The following is a 21,045-nucleotide window of genomic DNA, read 5'->3' as shown; positions in this document are numbered from 1 at the left end:
AGTTGAAAATAGGGGAAAAAAATGAGTATACAGGATGACATCATTAAACAGGCAAGAGCGATTCTTGAATACGATGAACGCATCAATCTCCATCGCTCTCCTATTGAAATAAGCATCCGCAACGGGACTCTTATGCTTGCAGGCGAAGTGGAAGATCTCACCACCAAAAAATGCGCCCTGCAACTTTTGCGCAACCAACAATTGGCCGGTGTGAGTACGTTTGTTGACCGGCTCACCGTTAGGCCCACGGAGCAGCGAGGGGATGGTGCTCTGCGGGATACCCTGTGTCGAGCGTTACTGGAGGAATCAACCTTCCGTAATTGCACTCTTCAGGGACGGGCCAAGGAGGTCGCTGGACAAGGACAAGGGTTTAAAAAGGTAGACTTTGAAACTTGGCAGCAGGCAGACCGTGAACCGAGCGGCTTGGTCCAGATCTCAGTGGAAGAGGGCGCGGTGATTTTGGAAGGTCATGTTCCCAGTCCCTCTCATAAGTACCTCATTGGGACAATGAGCTGGTGGTTAAGGGGGGGTCGAAATGTTGAAAATCGCTTGGAGGTAGTGCCCGCCCGGGAAGAGACAGAAGAGGAGCTTGTCGATGGCCTCCGTTTGATCCTGGAAAAGGATCGCTTAGTAGAAGCGGATCAAATTCGAATAGATATTCGCAATCGCGTGATCACCTTAACGGGGTGGGTGGCCACTGAGGAAGAAAAAGGCATGGCAGAGGCCGATGCCTGGTGTCTGTCGGGGGTCGCAGATGTTGTTAACCAGATAGAAGTGAGAAAATAAAAAGGATAAAAGGATTTGCCTGGAATATCACCGCCTGCCAAAGTGGCTAAAAGCCGCTTTGGCAGGCTATGATTTCCCGTATTCCCTAGCGGTGCCACCGTACGCGGAGAATACTGGTCTGATCCGCGTACTGATAATCAATTTCACCTTCATAAGCTCGATTCAGCGCCTCCCCTATTCCCCTGGGGAGGTGGACTTCCGTAAAGGTGATTACGGTTTCTCCTTCTTGTTCCTCAATATCCATGATCCGCTTTAAGGGGTGTTGCGCTTTCTCGCTTTCCTCTTTGTTGCGAATAAGGTTAATGATTTCCTCCCGATGCTCTTGGAAAAACGCTCCACTCAGTGTTAAGAACCCGGCGGGAACCCGGTCCCGTATTCGTTGACAGGCAGGGCATAATTCCTGATTAGCGTTGGGGGGAATTTCAGCCCAAGTCCATCTGCCCTGCTGAAATAGGGCCTGGCATTCTGGACAGATGGTAGGTTCCGGTAATTTTTTCTTGGTTTTGTAAGGATCATGGATCCTTTCCTCGATCAGCCGATCTCCTCTATTCCCTCCAGGACCTGGTGTTCCCTTTTGACCTCTTCTGTTCCTTACAGGACTTGGTGTTCCCTTGTGGTGAGCGATATTAGAGGTATCTTTAGAAGAGCCCCCTTTTCCCATAAAATTCTCCTTAACTGCCTGAAAAGACGGAAAATGGGTTGATAAAATGTCCATGACGCATTGTAGTTACGCCTACAATTTCTGTTAAGTTTGCTATGGAATATCTATATATAAATATAGACTCATCCCCTCTCCCTGGGAATGGATAATTTTACTCCCATAAGAAGTGGAAACAGCCTCGGGGGGGAGGGACAGCTGGAGATGCGCTTGACTCGGCTTCTGGCCAATTGGTATAGAATCTGGCGTGGTTTGGAGTTAATCGCGCCGGTTTTAGCCAAGGAGCTTCTGTAGCCAGCTAACCGTCGAATAAATTCAAAGTTAAAATAATTGGCAAAATAGGGGAATAACTTAGTGAATAAATCGGAGCTTATTGAATCGGTAGCGGAGTCAGGGGACTTGACCAAAGCCGCCGCAGCTCGGGCCGTGGATTCTGTTATCGAAGCGGTTACCGATGCGCTAAGGCGTGGTGACCAGGTTACAATCGTAGGTTTTGGCACCTTTTCCGTGCGGGATCGTGCCGCCCGGACGGGGCGCAACCCACAGACGGGTGAGGAGATTAAGATCAAAGCTTCGAAGATACCTTCGTTTAAAGCTGGAAAAGCCCTCAAGGATGCTGTAAACTAAGATGTTTATGTGGGTGCTTAGCTCAGCTGGGAGAGCGTCGCCCTTACAAGGCGAAGGTCGGGGGTTCGAACCCCTCAGCACCCACCATGGGGGATAGATAGTTTTTAGGAGTGGTAGTTCAGCTGGTTAGAATACCGGCCTGTCACGCCGGGGGTCGCGGGTTCGAATCCCGTCCACTCCGCCATTTTTTAAGAGTTATAAATAAAAAGGCGCATTTTACAGGATTGTAAATTGCGCCTTTTTTGTTCCTTTAAGTGGTCGCCCTGTTGAAGAGGTAGCTAAATCCATGTTGGAAGCCATACGGAGTCGTGCCCAAGGTATTTTTGCCTGGGTAATTGTTGGGCTTATTACCATTCCTTTTGCCCTGTGGGGTATTAATAACTATTTCCGTGAAGGGGGGGAAGCCCTGGCCGCCTCTGTGAACGGTGAAGAGATTACTACCCGTGAGTTCCGTGCGGCATTTCAGCGCTATACTCAACAATTGCGTTTCTTGATGGGGGAAGGTTTCTCGGAAAAAATGTTGGATGATCCGGCGACCAAACAGCGCGTTTTAGACGGGTTGATTGAGCAGCGCTTAGTTTTGGATGCGGCAGATGAGCTTGGGTTAGGCATGAGTGACTCGGAGCTCAGTAAAGTCATTCATAATAATGAAGCCTTTCAAGATGAGACGGGTCAGTTTGATTTTCAGCGTTACGAGAGTGTGCTAAATAGCCAGGGATTGACGCCTGCAGCTTACGAGGCTCGTCTGCGTTTGAGCCTCCTGAGTGAACAGTTAGCCTCCACCTTGCAGCTATCGGCATTTGCGACCCAGCAGGAAATGGAGGATATCGCCCGTCTTCGACACCAGGAGCGGGAAATCGGTTACAGCATTGTGCCTTTATCCAAATTCCGGGATGCTATCCAAATCAGCGATGAGGAGTTGCGCCAATATTATGAAGATCATCCGGATGAGTTCCGCACCCCAGAGCAGGTAACTGTGGATTATTTGCGCCTTACTGCTGAATCTTTAACGGCCGATATCCCGGTGGATGAGCAGACCTTGCGTGATCTCTACGAGGAGTCCAAAGATCAATTCGGAGCGCCGGAGCAGCGTCGGGCCAGCCATATATTGATACAAGTTCCCCAGGAAGGAGATGAGGCTGCCCGCCAGGCAGCTCGGGAGAAAGCTGATCAAGCGCTAAAACGTTTACAACAGGGTGAACCTTTTGAGGAGCTGGCCAAGGAAGTCTCTGAAGATCCCGGTTCAGCCCAACAGGGAGGGGATCTGGGTTTCTTTGGTCGAGGGGTGATGGATCCGGCCTTTGAAGAGGCGGTCTTTTCTCTGGAAAAGGTGGGCGATCTTAGCGAGCCGGTATTGACCAAATTTGGTTACCATATTATCCAACTGACCGGTATTCAGCGCGGCGAAACCCCCTCCTTTGAAGAGGTCCGTGAAGAACTGGCGCAAAAGTACCGCCAGCAGCTGGCGGAGGAACACTTCTACGAACAAGCGGAGATTCTGGATAATCTTACCTACGAAAATCCCTTTACCTTGGAGGTTGCCGCAGAGGCCCTTGAGCTCCCCATTAAAACCAGCAAACCTTTCTCGCAAAGGGGGGGCAGCGGGATTGGGGCAAATCCCAAGGTGGTAACCGCTGCTTTTAGTGAAGAAGTGCTGCAGGAAGAGATGAACAGTCGAACCCTTGAATTAGGGCCCAATGATCTGGTGGTGTTGCGGGTTAAAAAGCATTTCCCGGCGGATATTGAGCCCTTTGAGCAAGCCCGCGAAAAAATACAGGAAACATTGACCTTAGAGCGGGCCAAAGCCAAGGCTCAAGAACGGGGAGACGCCTTGGTTGAGCGTTTGCAACAGGGGGAGTCTCCGGAAACTGTTTTTGCTGGGGAAGAGACTTGGAATGAGAAGAAGTTTTATGGCCGTCGCAGCGAGGATATTCCTCGGGAAGTCCTGAACATGGCTTATGGGTTGCCGCACCCCCAATCGGAGAGCCCTGTTTTTGCGGGACAGCCCTTGGGAGCGGGAGATTATGCGGTAGTGGGCCTCTATACGGTCAAAGATGGGGACCTGAACCAGCTAGATGAGAAAGCGCGCCAATCCCTGGCCCAAGAAATGGAGCAGATGCACGGCCAAGTGGCCTATCAGGGCTTTATCGATGAGTTGAGAGCGGAAGCCGAGATTAAAATATATAGGGATAACCTGTAATTTAATCTTTGGGTAGGAAACGGGCTAACACGGCTGCTCCCACAGAATCGCCCCAAACATTCACCGAGGTGCGGAAACGATCGAGAAACCAGTCGACGGCAAGTAGCAGCCCAATACCTTCGAGGGGGAGGCCCACCGCATTCAACACGATGACCAGGGTAACCAAGCCTGCCTCGGGAATGCCGGCAGCGCCAATAGCTGCTAAGGTGGCCGTGACAAAGATAAGGGCCTGTTGTTCCAGGCCTAGTTGGATTCCATAAGCTTGGGCAATGAACATTACCGCGGCGGCCTCGTAGAGGGCGGTGCCGTCCATATTGATAGTCGAACCTAAGGGCAGCACAAAGCGAACAGCCCGGGGGTCAACGTCATTTTCCCGCACGCACTCCATGGTGAGCGGTAGAGTAGCGGAGGAACTAGCAGTGCCAAAAGCGGTCAGTAAGGCGCGGAGCATGTTAATCAGGTAATCCCACCCTCGGCCAGCAATAAAAAACAAGAGCAGCAGCAGCACCACAAAGTGCAGGGCCAGCCCGGAAAGCACCGTCACCACATGCCAGCCCACAGCACTGATCTCCCTTAGAAAAGCCTCGCCGCCACCACTTTGGCCCAGGCGAGCAGAGATCAGGGCGAAGATGCCCACCGGCGCTAGGTACATGATCCACACCACTAGTTTCATCATGGCTTCATTTACGCCCTCAAAAAAGGCCAGTACCGGCTGACCTTTCTCCCCCAATGTGGTGAGTGTGGCGGAAAACAAGATAGCGAAGACAATCAAAGGGAGGAGTTGCCCTTCGGCAGCAGCGTTGATGAGATTGGGGGAGATGAGGGAGAGCAGAATATCCTCAATTCCTGTGTCTCCCTTGGCAGCAATGCTTGCTGGGACCGAGCCATCGCCAATAGCGATACCACTACCGGGCTGGATAATATTGACCACCAGGAGGCCAATGGCCACCGCAATGGCGGTAGTGCAAGCGTAGTAACCAATGACAATAGCGCCCACCCGCCCTAGTTTGCGGACGTCCCCCAAACTAGCGACACCGGTAATGACAGCAGACAGGATCAGGGGGATGATGGTCATTTTGAGGGCATTGAGAAAGAGAGTGCCAAGCCAAGCCAGGGCTTCCATGCGGGGGCCGGCATACCATCCCGCTAGAACACCTGCAATCACGCCAATAATAATCAATCCAAGAAGTATAAGAGCCGCGCGATGGGACATAATTTAGAGAACCTGGTTTTAAGTTGTGCTTAATTAAGGGCAATTACATGTTGTGGCGCCCCAAGGGCCGGGGCCAATCCGATAGCGGTTTACAGTTATTCGCCCATGCCGACAATATGGTAGCCTCCATCCACATAGACGATTTCACCCGTAATTCCCGAGGCCAAATCGGAGCAGAGGAAAGCAGCCACATTGCCCACTTCTTCCGTGGTGACATTGCGTCTAAGGGGAGTATTGCGCTCGGAATAAGTCAGGAACTTATTGAAATTATCAATGCCTGCTGCCGCTAGAGTCTTAATGGGGCCAGCGGAGATGGCATTGACTCGGGTTCCCTCTGGCCCCAGGGCGGTAGCCATATAGCGCACATTAGCCTCAAGACTGGCTTTCGCCACCCCCATGACATTATAGTTAGGAATGGTCCGTTCCGCCCCGAGATAGCTGAGGGTCAGGAGGGCGCCCTTGCGGCCATGCATCATGGTTCGGCCTGCTTTCGCAAGGGCGGCAAAACTGTAAGAGCTGATGTCATGAGCGATGCGAAAACCATCCCGGGTGACGCTTTCGAGGTAATCCCCTTGCAATTGGTCACGGGGGGCAAAGGCCACCGAGTGGACAATGATATCCACATGGTCCCAATAATCGTCTAGGTGGGTAAATAGGGCTTCGATTTGCTCGTCGCTGCTGACATCGCAGGGCAGGGTAATGTCGGTATCACATTGGGAGGCTAGCTTTTCAATTCGCCCTTGGAGCTTTTCGTTTTGGTAGGTCAACGCCAATTCGGCACCTTCTCGCCTCATGGCTTGGGCGATTCCCCAGGCAATGGAGCGGGGGCTGGCAACGCCCACAACGAGGACCTTTTTATCTGCTAGAAAACCCATAAGTATGACTCCTCAAATTTTTTTTCTCAGAAGTTGGCGGGTAAAACTACCCGAAATTGTCCCTTTCCGAAAGGGGAGAAAGGGGACTTTTCTCTGAATGAGCTTATAGTGAACGTTTTGCAAACATGTTAATAGCTTTTTTGCTCTCTGCTCTCCGGCGTTGGATAGGAAGCTTCTGCCTTCTGTGGCTAACGGCTTGTACGGGGGAAATCTGGAATAATCCCTACCCCCATACTGAGGGTGCCCATAACGTGGCCTATTCAAGTTTTAATTTGCGTCCCAAGACCTTAGATCCGGCCCGTTCCTATAGTGCCAACGAGGTGATCTTTACCGGCCAGATCTACGAGCCTCCCTTGCAATATCACTATCTGCTGCGCCCCTATACCCTAGCGCCTTTGACCGCCGAATCCCTGCCCCAGGTCACTTACTTAGACGCGGCGGGTAATCTTCTCCCCGAGGAGGCCTCCGCCTATGAAGTTGCTTATAGCGTTTATGAGATTCGGATCCGACCGGGAATTTATTACCAACCCCATCCGGCATTGGCCAAAGACGAAGCGGGCCGGTTGCTCTACCATAACCTAACTCCGGGGGAGCTGGAGGGAATTTATAGGCTTGGCGATTTTCCTCGCACCGGCACCCGGGAATTGGTCGCGGCGGATTATGTCTACCAGATTAAACGTTTGGCTCACCCTAAGGTCCATTCCCCCATTTTGGGCCTGATGAACCACTATATTGCGGGATTGAAAGAATATACCCAAACTTTGGCCGCAGCCCAAGCCGGTACCCAGGATGGGTATCTAGATCTTCGTGCCTATCCCCTAGCAGGGGTAGAGGTCGTGGACCGCTATACTTATCGATTGACCATCGAAGGCAAATACCCCCAATTGCGCTATTGGCTGGCCATGCCTTTTTTCGCCCCCGTACCCTGGGAAGCGGATCGGTTTTATTCACAGTCGGGCATGGCCGAGCGCAATTTGAACCTGGATTGGTACCCTGTGGGGACGGGACCCTACATGCTGACGGAAAATGATCCTAACCGCCGTATGGTGCTGGAACGCAATCCGAACTTTCATGGGGAAACTTATCCCACTGAGGGGGAGCCCGAGGATGAGACCGCAGGTCTCCTGGCGGATGGGGGCGAACCCTTGCCTTTCATTGATCGGGTGGTGTTTAGTCTGGAGAAGGAAAGCATTCCCTACTGGAATAAATTTTTGCAAGGATACTACGATGCTTCCGAAGTAGCTTCGGACAGTTTTGATCAAGCTTTGCGTATTTCCGGCGGAGGCGAGCTCAGCTTGACGGCAGAGATGGAGGCTAAGGGCATCAAGCTGGTCACGGCCATTGGCACTTCCACCTATTATGTGGGCTTTAATATGTTGGACCCGGTGGTGGGAGGGTATAGCGAGCGGGCCCGTAAGCTGCGCCAGGCCATTTCCATTGCCATCGACTACGAGGAATTTATCTCCATCTTTGCCAATGGTCGTGGGATTGCCGCCCAAGGTCCCTTGCCTCCGGGAATTTTCGGCTATGAAAGCGGCGAAAAGGGGATTAACCCTTATGTATACGAATGGGAACAGGGGCAACTTCGCCGCAAGTCTCTGCAAACAGCCCGCCGGCTGTTGACTGAAGCCGGTTATCCCAATGGCCGGGACGCCGAGACCGGCAAACCCCTCTTGTTGCATTTTGATACCACCAGCAGAGGCCCGGACAGCGCTGCTTTACTGAGCTGGATGCGGAAGCAATTTCGGAAATTAAATATCCAGTTGGTGGTGCGCGATACCGACTACAACCGCTTTCAAGACAAGATGCGCCAGGGCAATGCCCAGATCTTCCAATGGGGGTGGAACGCGGATTATCCCGATCCAGAGAATTTTTTATTTTTGCTCTATGGACCCGAGGGCAAGGCCAAACATGGGGGCGAGAACGCAGCCAACTATAGCAACCCGGAATTCAATCGCCTTTTTGGGCAGATGAAAAGTATGGAAAACGGTTTAGAGCGTCGGATGATTATCCAGGAAATGGTGGCTATTGCCCGCCAGGATGCCCCTTGGGTTTGGGGCTATCATCCCAAGCAAGTGAACTTGCTCCATGCTTGGAATTTCAATGTCAAACCTAACTTGATGGCGAACAATACCTTGAAGTACCGCCGCATTGATCCGCAACTACGGGCCCAGTTGCGGGCTGAATGGAATCGCCCGGTGATCTGGCCCTTGTGGGTGATTTTGGCGGTCTTGGTGTTAGTGGCCATGCCTGCAATGATGCTCTACTGGCGCAAGGAGCGTCAGCCTGGGCGAGTGGTATTGGAGGAGCATTAGCAAGAGGGAAGGGGATAAAAGGAGGAACCGGGATGACGCTCGCCAAAGATCGGCAAGGGGGGACACCTACGGGGATTATCTCACATGGCCGAAAGAGAAACGGTGGGAACTGATTGACGGTGTGGCTTATGGCATGGCACCAGCGCCAAGCCGAAAGCACCAAGAAATACTATTGGAACTGTCCCGACAGAGGTTGCCAACTTTTTCCTTGATCGACCCTGCCGCGTCTATGTAGCTCCCTTTGATGTGCGCCTACCGAAGAGCGATGAGGCTGACGAGTAGAGCACCCCACCGATAAGCTGGTGACGGTATGGTTAAGGGATGGGAAGGGCGGCTATGGCAAGCCTAACATTATGGAAGGCAAGGGGACGTTAACCGTCGCCACCTTTCCTGAGCTTGAGATCAATCTGAATCAGATGTTTGTCAACAGGTGAGGAAAAAGAATGAAAGATTCCTGCGCTGAAGAGTTTCGGAAAGCGGACGGCCCTATCTCCGCACCTTTTAGAAAATCTCAACTGCCCCTATGGAGTAGGGTGTGCAGAGCACGGCGATGCACACCATCGAAAGGGAAAGGGGGAGCAGCGATAGGGTTCGCTGCACTCAACCTATCCTAGCAAAAGGGTTTTCCAGCAGCTTCTAAGCAATATAGGTGCCAAATAAGCGCGATATTTTAATAGGGAACAGTTGCCAATGCTAATGCAATACATGCAAGCGGCTATGCGCCATGCACAGTATGAGATTCTTTCCGATGATGGCTCATTTTATGGCGAAATTCCGCCATGCAGAGGAGTTTATGCGAATGCCGCTTCACTGGAAGAGTGCCGGGAGCAACTAGAAGAAGTGTTGGAAGAGTGGATCTTATTTAGGGTTCATAAAAATTTAGACATGCCAGTGATCGATGGAATTGAATTAACAATAAAAGAAATTGTTTAATGCCTGTTTTCGGACCCATCAAACGGCGGGAATTAATCTATTACCTACGGCAGTTTGGCTTTGAGGGTCCTTATTCAGGTGGAAGGCATCAGTTTATGATCAGAGGTAGCGTGACTATCCGTATTCCCAATCCACACCAAGGGGATATTGGCAAGGAGCTTCTGGCAAGAATATTGAGGCAGGCACAAATCAGTAAAGAAGAATGGAAAAAGCTATAAATGGCCTAATATAACGGAGCCAGGTCTTGCGCTGTACATTTAAAAAGCGTCTAAGCCCGGGAATATTAAGGGTCTTGAATCATGCATTAGTAATGGGCTCAGGGTTCAGCCATTGCTTATCCTTGTCGGACAATTCCAATTGGGCTCTAAGTATATATAGATGAGGGGAGATGCCTCAACACCGCAGCCCCCGTGAAGGGGGCGGTGGCGGTATTTTAGGTAAAGAGGTTGGTGGTCACGGGCGCGCCTTGGCTCAGCGTCGGGCTGATATTGGGGGCAAACAAGCCAAAGTTAGCCACGTTATTGGCGGCATTGATATTCAGGGACTGGAACTGGTTAATCTCCTGGTTCAAATCGATATCAACGGCCACATTGGCAAAGTTCAAGCCGGGAAGCCCGAGGGCCTTTCCACCCCGCAGGGTGGTCATCTGCCGGGAGTCCAGGGTTTTACTTATAGCTAAATCGGCAATGGTAATGGACGTCATGTTACTTTCCTCCTTCAAGCGGGGGGCTTTGGCCCCCCTCGTTCATCTAGGCCGGATTGAGTTTAGAGAAGAAACCCACCCACATTCACATTGTTCTGAGCATGCTGGTTCTGAGTGTTGGTGTTGCGCACATCAGAGAACCCGAAGTTGGCCACATTGTTGCCTACCGCATTATTAATGCCCTGGAACTGGTCAATGGACTGGACTGGGTTGACGGAAACGAAGCGGTCCCCCCTAGGTCCCCAGTAAAGCTTCCGGCTCTCAAGGGCGCGCATACCGCCGCGGATGGAAGTCATGGCGTCCTGGTCCAGGGTTTTGCTCTCGGCTAGATCGGCGATAAAGAGTGTGCTCATGGTGTGTTCTCCTTTAAATAAAAAGTTAAGTCATTCATCAAGCTTTAAATTGGGAACCGAAAGTTTTTTCGGTGCTTGCCCAACAAATTGCAGGTGCCGTGCCAAGTGGGTGATCGAAGGGGCGTGATATTTTCAAGACTCTGATTTAAAAAATATTATATTTTAATCCAGGATATGCCTGATGACTTAATGGAAGAGGGATGTTTATAAAGTTGGCTTGATAGCAACATTAAAAACGGGGTGTTTGTTGGTGGGTTGCTCTTGTGGATAAAAAGCAAAGAAAAACGGAAAGGGGTTATGGGTGGGGGATTGGAGGGAAGTAAGTACCCGCCTCTTGGAGGGCGTTGACTTATCCATAACAATCCTAGAGAAATTGTGGCTCTCTGTATAACTTGTTGTTGTTGCTGGATAATTAAGGCCATACTGAGTAAAGTATCAACTTCTTATGGCTAGAAAGTTTCTGTTAGGCTTTAAATCAGCAATGGCAAAGACGTACCAATTTCTAAATGATGTGGCTGACCTTAAGGATAAGGTGTTGAAGGCTATATCTCCTATTGCGCCAATTACTGACCAGACAAAGGCAGAAGACAAATTCCTGTTCAACGCCCAAAGAACGGATACAGGTCGTTCTTTGCCAGAGTATTACCTTTGTTATTTCTTGTTGGTAGAACTGCTCGGTTTTAAGAATCTCGGTCAATTTGAAAAAATCTCATGGTCAGTGCCAATCGATTTCAATGGCGTGGCATTTCTCATTGAGCATAGAAAATTTGGTGTTGGTGTGTTTGCGCATGATGCCAAGAGCCAAGAATGCGAAGCAAAGGAGATTGTTAAAAGAATCCACAAGGGTGTGAAATTAGCAAGACCTTATTTTGAATGGCTAGCCCAAGAAGCAGCAAAGGAATCAAAGCTGAATGTAAAAAACCATCATCGGCGCCTGTTTGAAAAGCTTCAGTACTTCTTGGAGAGGTATAGAGAACTAAGCCGTGAGGCTAAGGAGCGAGCTGAGGAGCGAATTATCACCAAGCATGAAGGGGGTAATACTTCAATTCATATGCCAAATTTTGAGCTAAGAAGAAATGCTGAATGGTTAGCTCTATCAGCAATTGATTCGTTTTTTAGCTGGACTGAGCATGTATTCACTCATTGCGCCACTTTGAATGGAAGGGCAGTTACTGGCGAAGATGTGGCGGACTTGGCAGACAATGAGTGGGCTAACAAATTCAAGGCCGCGATAGATATCAATAAAAGAACGGCTAAAGAATTCTACGACCAATTAGTAGTAGTAAAAAGGCAGTTAAGAAACTACATGGCCCATGGAGCGTTTGGCAAGAATAGTGAAGCTTGTAGCTTTCATTCTGGGGCAGGCGCGGTTCCGCTGCTACTACCGCACCAAAAGGGAACCAGTCGTTTTTCATTCTACGGTGATCTTGGGTTCAATGAAGAAGACGTGATAGCCTTCATTGAAAGGTTTATCTTGTTCTTTTGGGCGGAAGAAAGAGAACCAGCTAAGCTGTATATCGAAAGTGATTTACCGCTGATACTGACTATGGCCAAAGATGGCTCGTATGCATCAGCTATGAAGTCGGTGGATGAAATGGAACAGCTTGTAGAGCACTTGAGCTGGGAATTTGATCGAGCTGCAAATATGGATTGGTAGCAATGATTCATTATAAGCCTAACAATCGCATGCACTCGGACAGCAAAAAGCGCCGCTCCTCGTACCTCGTCGCTCTGCTTTTTGCTGCCGGTGATGCAAAGCGTTAGGTGAATAAAGGTGTACTGAATGTCAGACCGAATGCCAACATTCGATTCACTAATGAACCCGCTACTGGAGGCGCTATTCGAGCTCGGTGGATCAGGTTCAATAGATGAAATCTACGAGACCGTCATTGAAATGCAGGACATCGATGACGAGCTGGCCTCCGTGCCTCACAATCCAGAGAAAAGCAACCTGACAGAGATAGGTTATCGAATGGCTTGGGCTCGGACCTACCTGAAGAAGTTCGGGTTCCTGGAAAATTCTACGCGTGGCGTCTGGGCCCTGACACCGCTTGCCCGCGAAAAGCGAAAGGTAAACCCTAAAGATGTGGTGAAAACGGTACGCGAGGCAGACAAAAAAGTATCTCGACAAAAAGCCCGAAAGACTAATCGAAGCGAATCGATTGAGTTAAGTAATATTGACAGCGTTGACAGCGACTCGTGGCATGAAGAACTTTATCATCTGCTTACAAAAGAGATCGCCCCCGATGCCTTTGAGCGGCTTACTCAGCGGCTACTGAGAGAGTCTGGATTCGTGCAGGTTGAAGTTACGGGTAGAACCGGTGATGGAGGAATCGATGGTCGGGGAATTGCCCGAATTCACGGCTTCATGAGATTTCACGTCATATTTCAATGCAAGAAATACCAAGGGTCAGTCTCAGCCGGAGAGATACGCGATTTTAGGGGCGCAATGGTTGGTCGCGCAGATAAAGGCCTCTTTATCACGACCGGTACATTCACCCCAGCTGCAATTAAGGAGGCAACGCGTGATGGCGCCCCCCCGATTGACCTTGTGGATGGGGAAGAGCTAGCCGAAAAACTCAAAGAGTTCCGATTGGGCGTCAATACAGAAATGATCGAGAAGGTAACTTTGAACAAGAAGTGGTTTCACAAGCTGTGAGCTGCATATCGTCTAACAAAAGCGTCAACGCGGGCCGGCTTTTCCGCTGGCGCTCCAAAGCCGGCCGGTTACGCTAAACGTGTGTGCCAGGCATGGCACTTAACTAGTCGGGTGAAAGTCCCGATACCAGGTATTCGCAGAGCCGAAGGTTAGCTAAAGGGCAAGGGCCAACATGTGAGGGGAGGTCTGGAGGAAGCCCAAGGCAAAATCGCGGGGCGATGGGCAAGAACCCAATAAGAGGTGTGACGTACTCGGGGCCAGTGGGCACGTGACCATTAAGCCCTCCATCTGCAACGGGAGTGCGTTTTATAAATTGGGCGTCTACGCAAGGGGAAGTCATAGGAACTTTAAACACCCCAAAGGCATGCGCGTCACTCTCTCTGGAAAACCCGGTACAGACGCTAAGCCCTATCAAGAACGTGAGGTGAAACAAAGGATTCAAGAGTTACAGCAATGAAAGAAAGTGCCCGGTATATCAAAATCGTGGAATGGTCTGATGAAGACGAAAGCTTTGTTGGTCAATGTCCAGGCATCATCGGTCCATGTTGTCATGGCCCCGACGAAGCACAAGTCTACGCAGAGCTTTGTAATATCGTAGATGAATGGATTGAGCATATGAAGCAGGAAGGAAAACCACTGCCACCTCCTACCGCTGGGAGGAATGTGGCCGAGAAAATCACCTAACCAACGCTTCCAGCCGGACGAGGCAAAGCTGTGCCGCTGAAGCAGAAAAAGGGGACGCTTCCCTCGTACGTACGAAATGACGTACAGTAGGTGTAGGTAGCCTAGTGGAGGTGTGTCATGGGTTGGCCTTCTCAAGTAAGCCGGCATTTTGCCGGAAGAGTTTATTTATGAATTTACAGGTGCGGAAGGCGCTTGAATCGGATAGGCAGAGCATCTCGATTGTTGTGATTGCCGCCTTTGGCACTGCGCAAGAAAACGAGATCACGGATCTTATTATCGATCTATTGGCAGATCCAAGTGCCCAGCCATTATTGTCCCTTGTTGCAACTGTCAATGATCATGTTGTCGGGCATATTCTTTTCACGAACGTAAGAATTAAGCATTCTCAACGGCTAGTTCCCTCAGCAATTCTTGCTCCTCTATCGGTGCACCCAGAATACCAAAATCAGGGCATCGGAGGTCGACTTATCAAAGAAGGACTCAAACAACTGAAGGCGGCGGGTATTGAACTAGTATTTGTACTCGGACATCCTGGCTATTATCTAAAGTATGGCTTTTCCGCCGCTGGGATAAAAGGATTCGACGCACCGTATCCAATTCCACCTGAAAATTCCGATGCTTGGATGGTCCAGGAACTCCATCCGGGAGTTATTGGGCATGTTAAAGGGCAAGTGATATGCGCTGATGTCCTCAATAATCCAAAGCATTGGCGAGAATGAATATCCGCGAAACTACGAGAAAGGCATGCAAACTATTTAGGAATTGATATGAACCCTATTGAATGGAGTGATTTTCAAAAAGTTGAACTGAGAGTGGGGACCATTGTCGAGGTTGAAGACTTTCCTGAAGCAAGAAAACCTGCTTTCAAGCTGAAAGTGGATTTTGGTGATGAAATAGGAATCAAGAAATCTAGTGCACAAATTACCAATCTTTATGATAAGCGATCATTGTTTGGTAAACAGGTGGTGGCGGTTGTAAATTTTCCACCCAAGCAAATAGGGCCAATCATGTCTGAGTGTTTGGTTACGGGATTTCACTGCGATGATGGCGCGGTTGTACTGGCAGTGCCAGATACCGAAGTGCCTAATGGTGCAAAGCTAGCATAAATAAGGAATGTTCACTCGGATGCCAAAAAAGCACGATTTTGAAAGCACTAAAAATGAAGCATTTTGGGGATCTTCTATAGCCCCATTAGGACTTTCTATCAAGAAACTCAGAAATAGAAATAGCAATGGAGGGAAATTCTTTTAACAATTTGTTGTCTTGGGTTATGAGCGGTGTGTTTAACTGGTGAGCAAGTGCAACAAATTCACAATCGTATGATGAACACTTGCTTTCATTTACGAGCGCAAGGATATGAGGAGAAGGTACATCAAATTCATTATTTATCATCATCAATTCAGCATTCTCTTGGAGTCGAAGTGCCTTTTCAAGAGTAATGAGGCCCTTTCTGAGGTAAAGAGTTAATACATTTTTGAATTCACTCTTCCAAAGAGAGGGGGCAGCCCAGACGGGATCTATTCTGTACAGTGTATCCACTGAATCAGAAAATAGTGTGGGAAGTAGCAGAGATGAAATAACATTTGTATCGGCAACGATCATGGCCTGCCTTCATTAATCGCTTGATCTATCTCCTCTGTTGAAATCACTCCAGGTGTTATCTGGGAGCGTAGAGATTGGATATTCTGGAGTCTCTCATTTGGAGAGATACGGCTAGGCAATAGTGTTTTTTTCAGACAAACAATGACTTCGCTGTTGATGCTCCTATGGTGCTGTTCTGCAATATGTTTCAACGCATTGTATAAATCATCTGGGATGTTTTTTATGGTCAGTGTGGGCATATTGAAAATGCTCCAATCCATATTAATGGTTTCATTATGGTACCATAATCAAGTAATGCATAATAGTAGCCGGTGAGTTTGTTAGGTTTTAATTATGAGTGGCATGGATGGTCTTTAGAAGATAGGCGATGTTCTCGGAAGCGTAGACGAGAATAGATTGTATTCTTTGGTTAAATGGGTATGAGGAGTTGTTCCTCCTGGCCTTTTATCCCAGCAGGTGATTCCTCCCCGTGTGCCCAGCGCACGCTACTTGCCGGCTTGTAGTAGCGGTTGAGCCGTGCGAAACCGACCGCATTCTTAAATCACCGGATCAACAGCCTTAAGTTTCCGGGCGGCAAGAAGCTCCACTAGATACGGGAAAAAGTACTGTTCAAACCGGAACACCACCCTCCTGAACCGAAGGAATACCTGTCTGGTGAGTATTTCGCCTATCTATTTTGAAGTTTTTTGGAAATGTTTATGCCGAGCCAGGCACCGACTCCTGAAGCGAGTATTAGAGGTGGCGTCATAACGAGAAATAGGGCATAGGCGAACCCCACAAGGCTGCCGGACTCAACCCCATAAAAAAAAACGGCGGCAAGAAGCGGTGCGATAAAGCCCCATAAAAAACGACGAGAGAAAATCCCAATAATTACGCCGAGAACAAAAACAATGAGTATATAGGGAAGTAAATCTGAGGGTATTAAATTTTCCATTTGTGGCCACTTATTAAGTGCTTAGTATTCATTTTTGACCCATTTGAGCCCCAAGTGTAGATGACTGAGCAGTTCCCACATTAATACAGAGATTAAGGATAGAGCAAGTATGATGTCCCGCTGGATAAAAAACGCTGCTCTGGTATGCTCCGTAGCCGTTGGCTTTTTTTATGCTCAAGTCCTTTGGGCAGCCCCGGTGAGCGGTATTTTTACCGCCGAGCGGTTTTGTCCCGCCTATGTTTCAAAAAATAAGCAGACCAATCCAGATAGCGCCCAGATCGTGGCGGGGGAGCGTTACCGGGCATTTGAGGCCAACAAGTCCGATAATCCAGGTTGGTACCGAATCCGGGTCCCTTCCGCCGAGCCTAAGGAACGCTGGGTCAGTGTCGACTGTGGCAAATTTCAGGCAGGAGACCCAGGGGGGAATGAAACGGGAGGCAATGCTTGCAATGTTGCCGGTCAAGGGGATAGCTATGTGCTGGTCTTGAGTTGGCAGTCAGCTTTTTGCGAAACTAAGCCCCAAAAACCGGTTTGCCGCCTAACTGATCCGAGTGCTTATCAAGCTCGTCATTTCACCCTCCACGGTCTCTGGCCTAACAAGCAGGCGTGCGGCGGGAGCTATGGTTTCTGTGGAGAGATCAAAATGCAGGAACGGGATTTTTGCGACTATCCGGAGGTTGTCCTTACCCCTCTTTTCCATTATGCACTGGCCCAGGTGATGCCCAGTGTGGAAGTCGGCTCTTGCCTTGAGCGTCACGAGTGGCACAAGCACGGTACTTGCCAAACGGACTGGTCAGCGGAGGAATACTTCCAGGTGTCGGTGGATTTGACGCGCCAGTTCAATGATGCTGGTATGGCCTACTTTATGAACCGAAAGATTGGCCGGGAAGTCCGAACCGAGGATTTTCTCACCCGGCTGGCCGCTGTGCTGGGTCCAGGAGCCCGGGAACGGATCAAGCTGGAGTGTGAACAAGGGATGTTGGTGGAGGTCCAAATGAGCTTGCGGGGGGGTTTGACTCCAGGCGCCGATTTGGAGGTCCTCATCGCCCAAGCGCCTAAACGGAGCGGTTCGGATTGCGGGTCCCATTTCCGGGTGGATCCCATAGGATTATCTAGCCAGTGAACTTGTCCCCCATGTTTCGCAAAGGCTTCAGAACCATTTTTTTTACCGTCGGTATTGTGCTGTGGCTTTGGGGGGGCGGTTCTAGTCATTTGGCAATGGCCGAAACGGGGAAGGTAACTACGTTAGTTATCAACATTATAGGCATTAAACCTGTGGAAGGGCAGGTTCGGGTTGCTCTTTATAATGCTGCCGAGAAATGGCTGGAAGAATCATTTTTCAATACTGTGCTGGAGGTGAAGAGCCAGAAAGTTGAGTGGAGAGTCGATGGTGTCCCCGAGGGGGAATATGGGATAGCGGCTTTTCACGATCAAAATAAAAATGGCGAAGCTGATCGTAATTTTCTTGGGATACCTAAAGAGGCCTATGGTTTTTCTAATAATGTGAAAGCTGTTTTTAGAGCCCCCCGATGGGATGAAGTCAAATTTGTTGTGAATTCAGCTAAGGAAGTTGAGGTAAAACTAGAAAGCTGGAATCTAAACTCCCAGTAAATAGGAAAGCAAGATGAAAAATAAAGGTATCCTTGGCACAGTATTGACCCTCACTTTTCTTATTTGGAGTCAGACCGGCGTGGGTGGCCAGGCTGATTCTTTTATGGAAGGATGTTTGAAAAGTCGAGGAGCTAATCGTGCCCAGTGTGAATGTATGTACGAGGAAACCCAGAGCAAACTGCCTGCAGAAGAGGCCGCATTTATCATTGCCTCAATGAGCGGCGATATGGCGGCCATTCAGGAGGCGGCCGCAAAACTGTCCCCTGAACAAAATCAGAAAGCGCTTTTTTCATGGCCTGGATTCATTGATAAATATGTGTTTTTAAAATAATAACAGGTCATGTGCGTGCCTCTGCGATTCGAAAATCTTATTTAGATGCCATTTGAACTAAAAGATGTCTTCAAATCTCCTGATTAACAGTCATGCCATTAGCAAGTCTTATGGGACTCATACTTTATTTTCCGATATTTCTTTGGGTTTCTTTTCCGATGAACGTTTAGGGTTAATTGGTCCCAATGGTTCTGGAAAATCCACCTTGTTGAAAATTTTTGCAGGAATTGAGAATCCTGACTCAGGAAAGATTGTCCAAAAACGAGATGCGCTCGTGGTTTATTTACCTCAGGAGGATCGATTCGACCCGGAAAAAACCGTTGAGGAGACTTTATTCCATGCCCTCTCAGAGGAGCATAGAGAAGCGGAGCACTATCAACGCCTGCGGGAAATTAGCCGTCAGGTGGTGTTTCCAAATAGGGAGCAGAGGGTAGGCACTTTATCGGGAGGATGGCGTAAACGGCTTGCCATTAGCCAGGCTTTGATACAGGAACCGGATTTATTGCTCATGGATGAACCCACCAACCACCTGGACATGGAAGGGATTTTATGGCTAGAAGGGTTGCTGAAGCAGGCTTCTTTTGCTTTTGTGTTGGTGAGTCACGACCGTTATTTTCTGGAAAACACCACCAACCGGATTGTGGAGCTCAATAAGCAGTATCCAGAGGGTTTTCTGAAGGTGGAGGGGAATTACAGCAGTTTTCTTCAGAAGCGGGAAGAAATGCTTAACCAGCAGGCACAGCAGGAACTGGTTCTCTCCAATAAAGTACACCGGGAACTCAATTGGTTGCGGAGAGGTCCTAAAGCCCGGACCTCGAAAGCGCGTTATCGTCTTGACAGTGCGCAACAGCTCCAGGATGAGTTGGGCGCAGTGAAAGCCCGCAACGCCCAAGGCAAAGCCGCAGAAATTGATTTTGAGGCGACTCAGCGAAAAACCAAGAAGCTTTTGGAGGCCAAAGATCTAGGAATCAGCCGGGGCGGAAAGCAACTCTTTGCCCATCTGGGCCTACAGCTTTCTCCAGGCAGGTGTGCAGGGATCTTAGGGCGGAATGGAAGTGGGAAAAGTACCTTGATGCAACTGCTGAAAGGAGATCTTAGCCCCGATTCCGGCTCTATCAAGTGGGCGGATGGGGTTCAAATCGTGACTTTTGATCAAAAGCGGGAGCAATTAGATCCGACCCAGACCTTAAAGGAAGCCTTGTGCCCCCAGGGGGATCAGGTCATTTTCCAGGGACGTGCTCTCCATATCGCCTCTTGGGCTAAGCGTTTTCTGTTTCCCAGTGAAAAGTTGGGGCTTCCGGTATCCCAGCTTTCCGGTGGAGAACAAGCCCGGGTCTTGATTGCCAATTTGATGCTAAAACCTGCGGATATTTTATTGTTGGATGAACCAACCAATGATTTGGACATTCCTACCCTTGAGGTGCTAGAGGAAAGCTTGCAGGATTTTCCAGGCGCTATCGTCCTGATTACCCATGACCGTTTCTTACTGGATCGTCTCAGCGACATATTGCTTTACTTGGATGGTCATGGGAAAGCGGAAATTTTTGCCGATTACCACCAATGGCTAGAGGCTAGAAACTCCCAACCTTCAAAAGAAGCTTCCACTGGTCATTCTCCTCCGCCCAAACAGAAGGTGTCTCAAGGGCTGAGCTATGAAGAACGGAAAGAGCTCAACCGAATTGAGCAAAAAATCTCAAAAGCGGAGCAAGTCGTCGATGCATTTCAGCAACGGCTTCATGATCCTGAAATTACCAGTGATTTTGAACGATTAACGGAGCTATACGCTCAGCTTAAAGAAGCAGAGAATAAGGTAGCACAGCTGTATCAGCGGTGGGAAGAGTTGGAGTTGATAAACCAGAATAATTGATCCGTTTTTGCTAATTGATCTATAGGTGAGGTTGTGGTGAGAAAATGTTTATTGTGGTGTATCAGTGGAAACTTACCCGTTTTTTCGGGCAGTGATTAGATTCTGTCTACGTGGGAAAGACCAACTGCGTAAGCTCACATAGGTGCTCTTATTAATCTCGTGAGGGCTGATAATGTCAGAGAAATTGAGAAAGGCGCTTACAGAAGCCATGAATGATGAGTATAAGGCCCGGGCCACCTATCGCCAGGTAATTAGCAGATATGGAGACATTAGGCCCTTTGTCAATATTTTGGAGGCCGAGGAGCGACATATTCAAGCATTGCTTCCCTTATTTCATAAATATGATATCCCCGTTCCGGAAGATGATTGGGATTCTAAGGTTGACGTTCCTTCTTCTGTTTCGGAAGCCTGTCAGAGTGGTGTTCAAGCAGAAATAGACAATACGGAAATGTATGATCGGCTACTTCACCTTACCCAAGCATATCCCGATGTTTATCACGTATTTTTACAATTAAAAAGAGCTTCTCAGGAAAATCATCTGCCTGCATTTCAGAGATGCGCAGACAGAGGGCAAGAGGGAGCGGGTAGTCGGGGGAGGGGACGGCGCCATCGTTAGGGCCAAAGGCCTAGGTAAGACCTTCTTAGAGAGTCAAGAATCTGCGATAAAAATCAGATAAAATTTGTCGATCAAATA

25 protein-coding genes and 2 tRNA genes are annotated in these 21,045 nt (G+C 49.1%); 19 read left to right on the top strand and 8 right to left on the bottom strand.

Translation table 11 applies throughout. From position 1 onward, the window contains the following. The first annotated feature begins 21 nt into the window (after positions 1-21). The gene (locus tag E3U44_RS00400; protein ID WP_134356147.1) at positions 22-786 is read left to right on the top strand and encodes a BON domain-containing protein; all 765 of its coding nucleotides are present in this window, start codon (positions 22-24) and stop codon (positions 784-786) included. Positions 787-871: 85 nt separating this feature from the next. On the opposite strand, the gene E3U44_RS00395 is transcribed toward E3U44_RS00400, so the two are convergent. Further along, complete coding sequence (locus E3U44_RS00395) at positions 872-1,447, bottom strand: BCAM0308 family protein (protein WP_134356146.1); 576 nt, start codon at positions 1,445-1,447, stop codon at positions 872-874. A gap of 351 nt (positions 1,448-1,798) precedes the next feature. Here E3U44_RS00395 and E3U44_RS00390 point away from each other — a divergent pair, with 351 nt between their 5' ends. The 4 genes from E3U44_RS00390 to E3U44_RS00375 all read left to right on the top strand — a co-directional run bounded on the left by E3U44_RS00390 (position 1,799) and on the right by E3U44_RS00375 (position 4,271). Further along, positions 1,799-2,071, top strand: a complete 273-nt coding sequence (locus E3U44_RS00390) for an HU family DNA-binding protein (RefSeq protein ID WP_013031868.1) — start codon at positions 1,799-1,801, stop codon at positions 2,069-2,071. An 11-nt stretch (positions 2,072-2,082) separates the two neighbouring features. After that, a tRNA-Val gene (locus E3U44_RS00385) sits at positions 2,083-2,158 on the top strand. Between the two features lie 20 nt (positions 2,159-2,178). Next, positions 2,179-2,255: transfer RNA gene (locus E3U44_RS00380), tRNA-Asp, on the top strand. Between the two features lie 102 nt (positions 2,256-2,357). After that, positions 2,358-4,271, top strand: a complete 1,914-nt coding sequence (locus E3U44_RS00375) for a SurA N-terminal domain-containing protein (protein WP_134356145.1) — start codon at positions 2,358-2,360, stop codon at positions 4,269-4,271. Position 4,272: 1 nt separating this feature from the next. Here E3U44_RS00375 and E3U44_RS00370 read toward each other — a convergent pair whose 3' ends face one another. Together E3U44_RS00370 and E3U44_RS00365 are read right to left on the bottom strand one after the other, a co-directional pair. Beyond that, positions 4,273-5,484 (bottom strand): dicarboxylate/amino acid:cation symporter, encoded by a 1,212-nt coding sequence (locus E3U44_RS00370; RefSeq protein WP_134356144.1) that lies wholly within the window; start codon positions 5,482-5,484, stop codon positions 4,273-4,275. A gap of 95 nt (positions 5,485-5,579) precedes the next feature. Next, positions 5,580-6,359, bottom strand: coding sequence for an enoyl-ACP reductase FabI (locus E3U44_RS00365; protein WP_134356143.1), 780 nt, complete (start codon positions 6,357-6,359; stop codon positions 5,580-5,582). 125 nt (positions 6,360-6,484) lie between these two features. On the opposite strand from E3U44_RS00365, the gene E3U44_RS00360 reads away from it, so the two are divergent. The 4 genes from E3U44_RS00360 to E3U44_RS00345 all read left to right on the top strand — a co-directional run bounded on the left by E3U44_RS00360 (position 6,485) and on the right by E3U44_RS00345 (position 9,825). Beyond that, a complete protein-coding gene (locus tag E3U44_RS00360) occupies positions 6,485-8,674 on the top strand; it encodes an ABC transporter substrate-binding protein (protein ID WP_134356142.1) in 2,190 nt (729 codons plus the stop codon). A gap of 302 nt (positions 8,675-8,976) precedes the next feature. Further along, complete coding sequence (locus E3U44_RS20245; RefSeq protein ID WP_276321950.1) at positions 8,977-9,108, top strand: hypothetical protein; 132 nt, start codon at positions 8,977-8,979, stop codon at positions 9,106-9,108. Between the two features lie 262 nt (positions 9,109-9,370). Continuing rightward, on the top strand, positions 9,371-9,607 hold the full coding sequence (locus E3U44_RS00350) for a type II toxin-antitoxin system HicB family antitoxin (protein ID WP_206054858.1): 237 nt from the start codon (positions 9,371-9,373) through the stop codon (positions 9,605-9,607). Further along, on the top strand, positions 9,607-9,825 hold the full coding sequence (locus E3U44_RS00345) for a type II toxin-antitoxin system HicA family toxin (protein ID WP_134356140.1): 219 nt from the start codon (positions 9,607-9,609) through the stop codon (positions 9,823-9,825). The genes E3U44_RS00350 and E3U44_RS00345 overlap by 1 nt, the downstream gene beginning before the upstream one ends. A gap of 215 nt (positions 9,826-10,040) precedes the next feature. On the opposite strand, the gene E3U44_RS00340 is transcribed toward E3U44_RS00345, so the two are convergent. Together E3U44_RS00340 and E3U44_RS00335 are read right to left on the bottom strand one after the other, a co-directional pair. Further along, complete coding sequence (locus E3U44_RS00340; RefSeq protein WP_134356139.1) at positions 10,041-10,310, bottom strand: hypothetical protein; 270 nt, start codon at positions 10,308-10,310, stop codon at positions 10,041-10,043. Between the two features lie 62 nt (positions 10,311-10,372). Beyond that, positions 10,373-10,663, bottom strand: coding sequence for a hypothetical protein (locus tag E3U44_RS00335; RefSeq protein WP_134356138.1), 291 nt, complete (start codon positions 10,661-10,663; stop codon positions 10,373-10,375). Positions 10,664-11,108: 445 nt separating this feature from the next. On the opposite strand from E3U44_RS00335, the gene E3U44_RS00330 reads away from it, so the two are divergent. From E3U44_RS00330 to E3U44_RS00300, 5 genes are all read left to right on the top strand, one after another. Further along, positions 11,109-12,320, top strand: coding sequence for a hypothetical protein (locus E3U44_RS00330; protein ID WP_240761671.1), 1,212 nt, complete (start codon positions 11,109-11,111; stop codon positions 12,318-12,320). 138 nt (positions 12,321-12,458) lie between these two features. After that, positions 12,459-13,322 carry a restriction endonuclease gene (locus tag E3U44_RS00325; protein ID WP_206054857.1) on the top strand — a complete coding sequence of 288 codons (864 nt, stop codon included), beginning with the start codon at positions 12,459-12,461 and terminating at the stop codon, positions 13,320-13,322. A gap of 453 nt (positions 13,323-13,775) precedes the next feature. Continuing rightward, positions 13,776-14,006 carry a hypothetical protein gene (locus E3U44_RS00310; RefSeq protein WP_134356135.1) on the top strand — a complete coding sequence of 77 codons (231 nt, stop codon included), beginning with the start codon at positions 13,776-13,778 and terminating at the stop codon, positions 14,004-14,006. A 167-nt stretch (positions 14,007-14,173) separates the two neighbouring features. After that, on the top strand, positions 14,174-14,725 hold the full coding sequence (locus E3U44_RS00305; protein WP_134356134.1) for a GNAT family N-acetyltransferase: 552 nt from the start codon (positions 14,174-14,176) through the stop codon (positions 14,723-14,725). Between the two features lie 48 nt (positions 14,726-14,773). After that, positions 14,774-15,112: a tRNA-binding protein gene (locus E3U44_RS00300; RefSeq protein WP_134356133.1), complete on the top strand. Its 339-nt coding sequence runs from the start codon at positions 14,774-14,776 to the stop codon at positions 15,110-15,112. A gap of 85 nt (positions 15,113-15,197) precedes the next feature. Here E3U44_RS00300 and E3U44_RS00295 read toward each other — a convergent pair whose 3' ends face one another. The 3 genes from E3U44_RS00295 to E3U44_RS00285 form a co-directional block, all read right to left on the bottom strand. After that, on the bottom strand, positions 15,198-15,608 hold the full coding sequence (locus tag E3U44_RS00295; protein WP_134356132.1) for a type II toxin-antitoxin system VapC family toxin: 411 nt from the start codon (positions 15,606-15,608) through the stop codon (positions 15,198-15,200). Further along, positions 15,605-15,847 (bottom strand): FitA-like ribbon-helix-helix domain-containing protein, encoded by a 243-nt coding sequence (locus E3U44_RS00290; protein WP_134356131.1) that lies wholly within the window; start codon positions 15,845-15,847, stop codon positions 15,605-15,607. Before E3U44_RS00290 ends, E3U44_RS00295 begins: the two co-directional genes overlap by 4 nt. Before the next feature lie 428 nt (positions 15,848-16,275). Next, complete coding sequence (locus E3U44_RS00285) at positions 16,276-16,542, bottom strand: hypothetical protein (RefSeq protein ID WP_134356130.1); 267 nt, start codon at positions 16,540-16,542, stop codon at positions 16,276-16,278. A gap of 109 nt (positions 16,543-16,651) precedes the next feature. Between E3U44_RS00285 and E3U44_RS00280 the strand changes: the two genes are divergently transcribed. From E3U44_RS00280 to E3U44_RS00260, 5 genes are all read left to right on the top strand, one after another. Further along, positions 16,652-17,665 carry a ribonuclease T2 family protein gene (locus tag E3U44_RS00280; RefSeq protein WP_134356129.1) on the top strand — a complete coding sequence of 338 codons (1,014 nt, stop codon included), beginning with the start codon at positions 16,652-16,654 and terminating at the stop codon, positions 17,663-17,665. Beyond that, a complete protein-coding gene (locus E3U44_RS00275; RefSeq protein WP_240761670.1) occupies positions 17,662-18,153 on the top strand; it encodes a DUF2141 domain-containing protein in 492 nt (163 codons plus the stop codon). Before E3U44_RS00280 ends, E3U44_RS00275 begins: the two co-directional genes overlap by 4 nt. 13 nt (positions 18,154-18,166) lie before the next feature. Beyond that, positions 18,167-18,484 (top strand): hypothetical protein, encoded by a 318-nt coding sequence (locus E3U44_RS00270; RefSeq protein WP_134356128.1) that lies wholly within the window; start codon positions 18,167-18,169, stop codon positions 18,482-18,484. A gap of 64 nt (positions 18,485-18,548) precedes the next feature. Further along, positions 18,549-20,351: an ABC-F family ATP-binding cassette domain-containing protein gene (locus E3U44_RS00265; RefSeq protein WP_134356127.1), complete on the top strand. Its 1,803-nt coding sequence runs from the start codon at positions 18,549-18,551 to the stop codon at positions 20,349-20,351. A gap of 172 nt (positions 20,352-20,523) precedes the next feature. Then, on the top strand, positions 20,524-20,967 hold the full coding sequence (locus E3U44_RS00260; protein WP_134356126.1) for a ferritin-like domain-containing protein: 444 nt from the start codon (positions 20,524-20,526) through the stop codon (positions 20,965-20,967). The last annotated feature ends 78 nt before the right edge of the window (positions 20,968-21,045 follow it).

This window comes from Nitrosococcus wardiae (assembly GCF_004421105.1).
Classification (GTDB): Bacteria; Pseudomonadota; Gammaproteobacteria; order Nitrosococcales; family Nitrosococcaceae; genus Nitrosococcus; species Nitrosococcus wardiae.
Note: the sequence above shows the minus strand (reverse complement) of the source record. Positions and strands in the feature narration are given on the sequence as shown.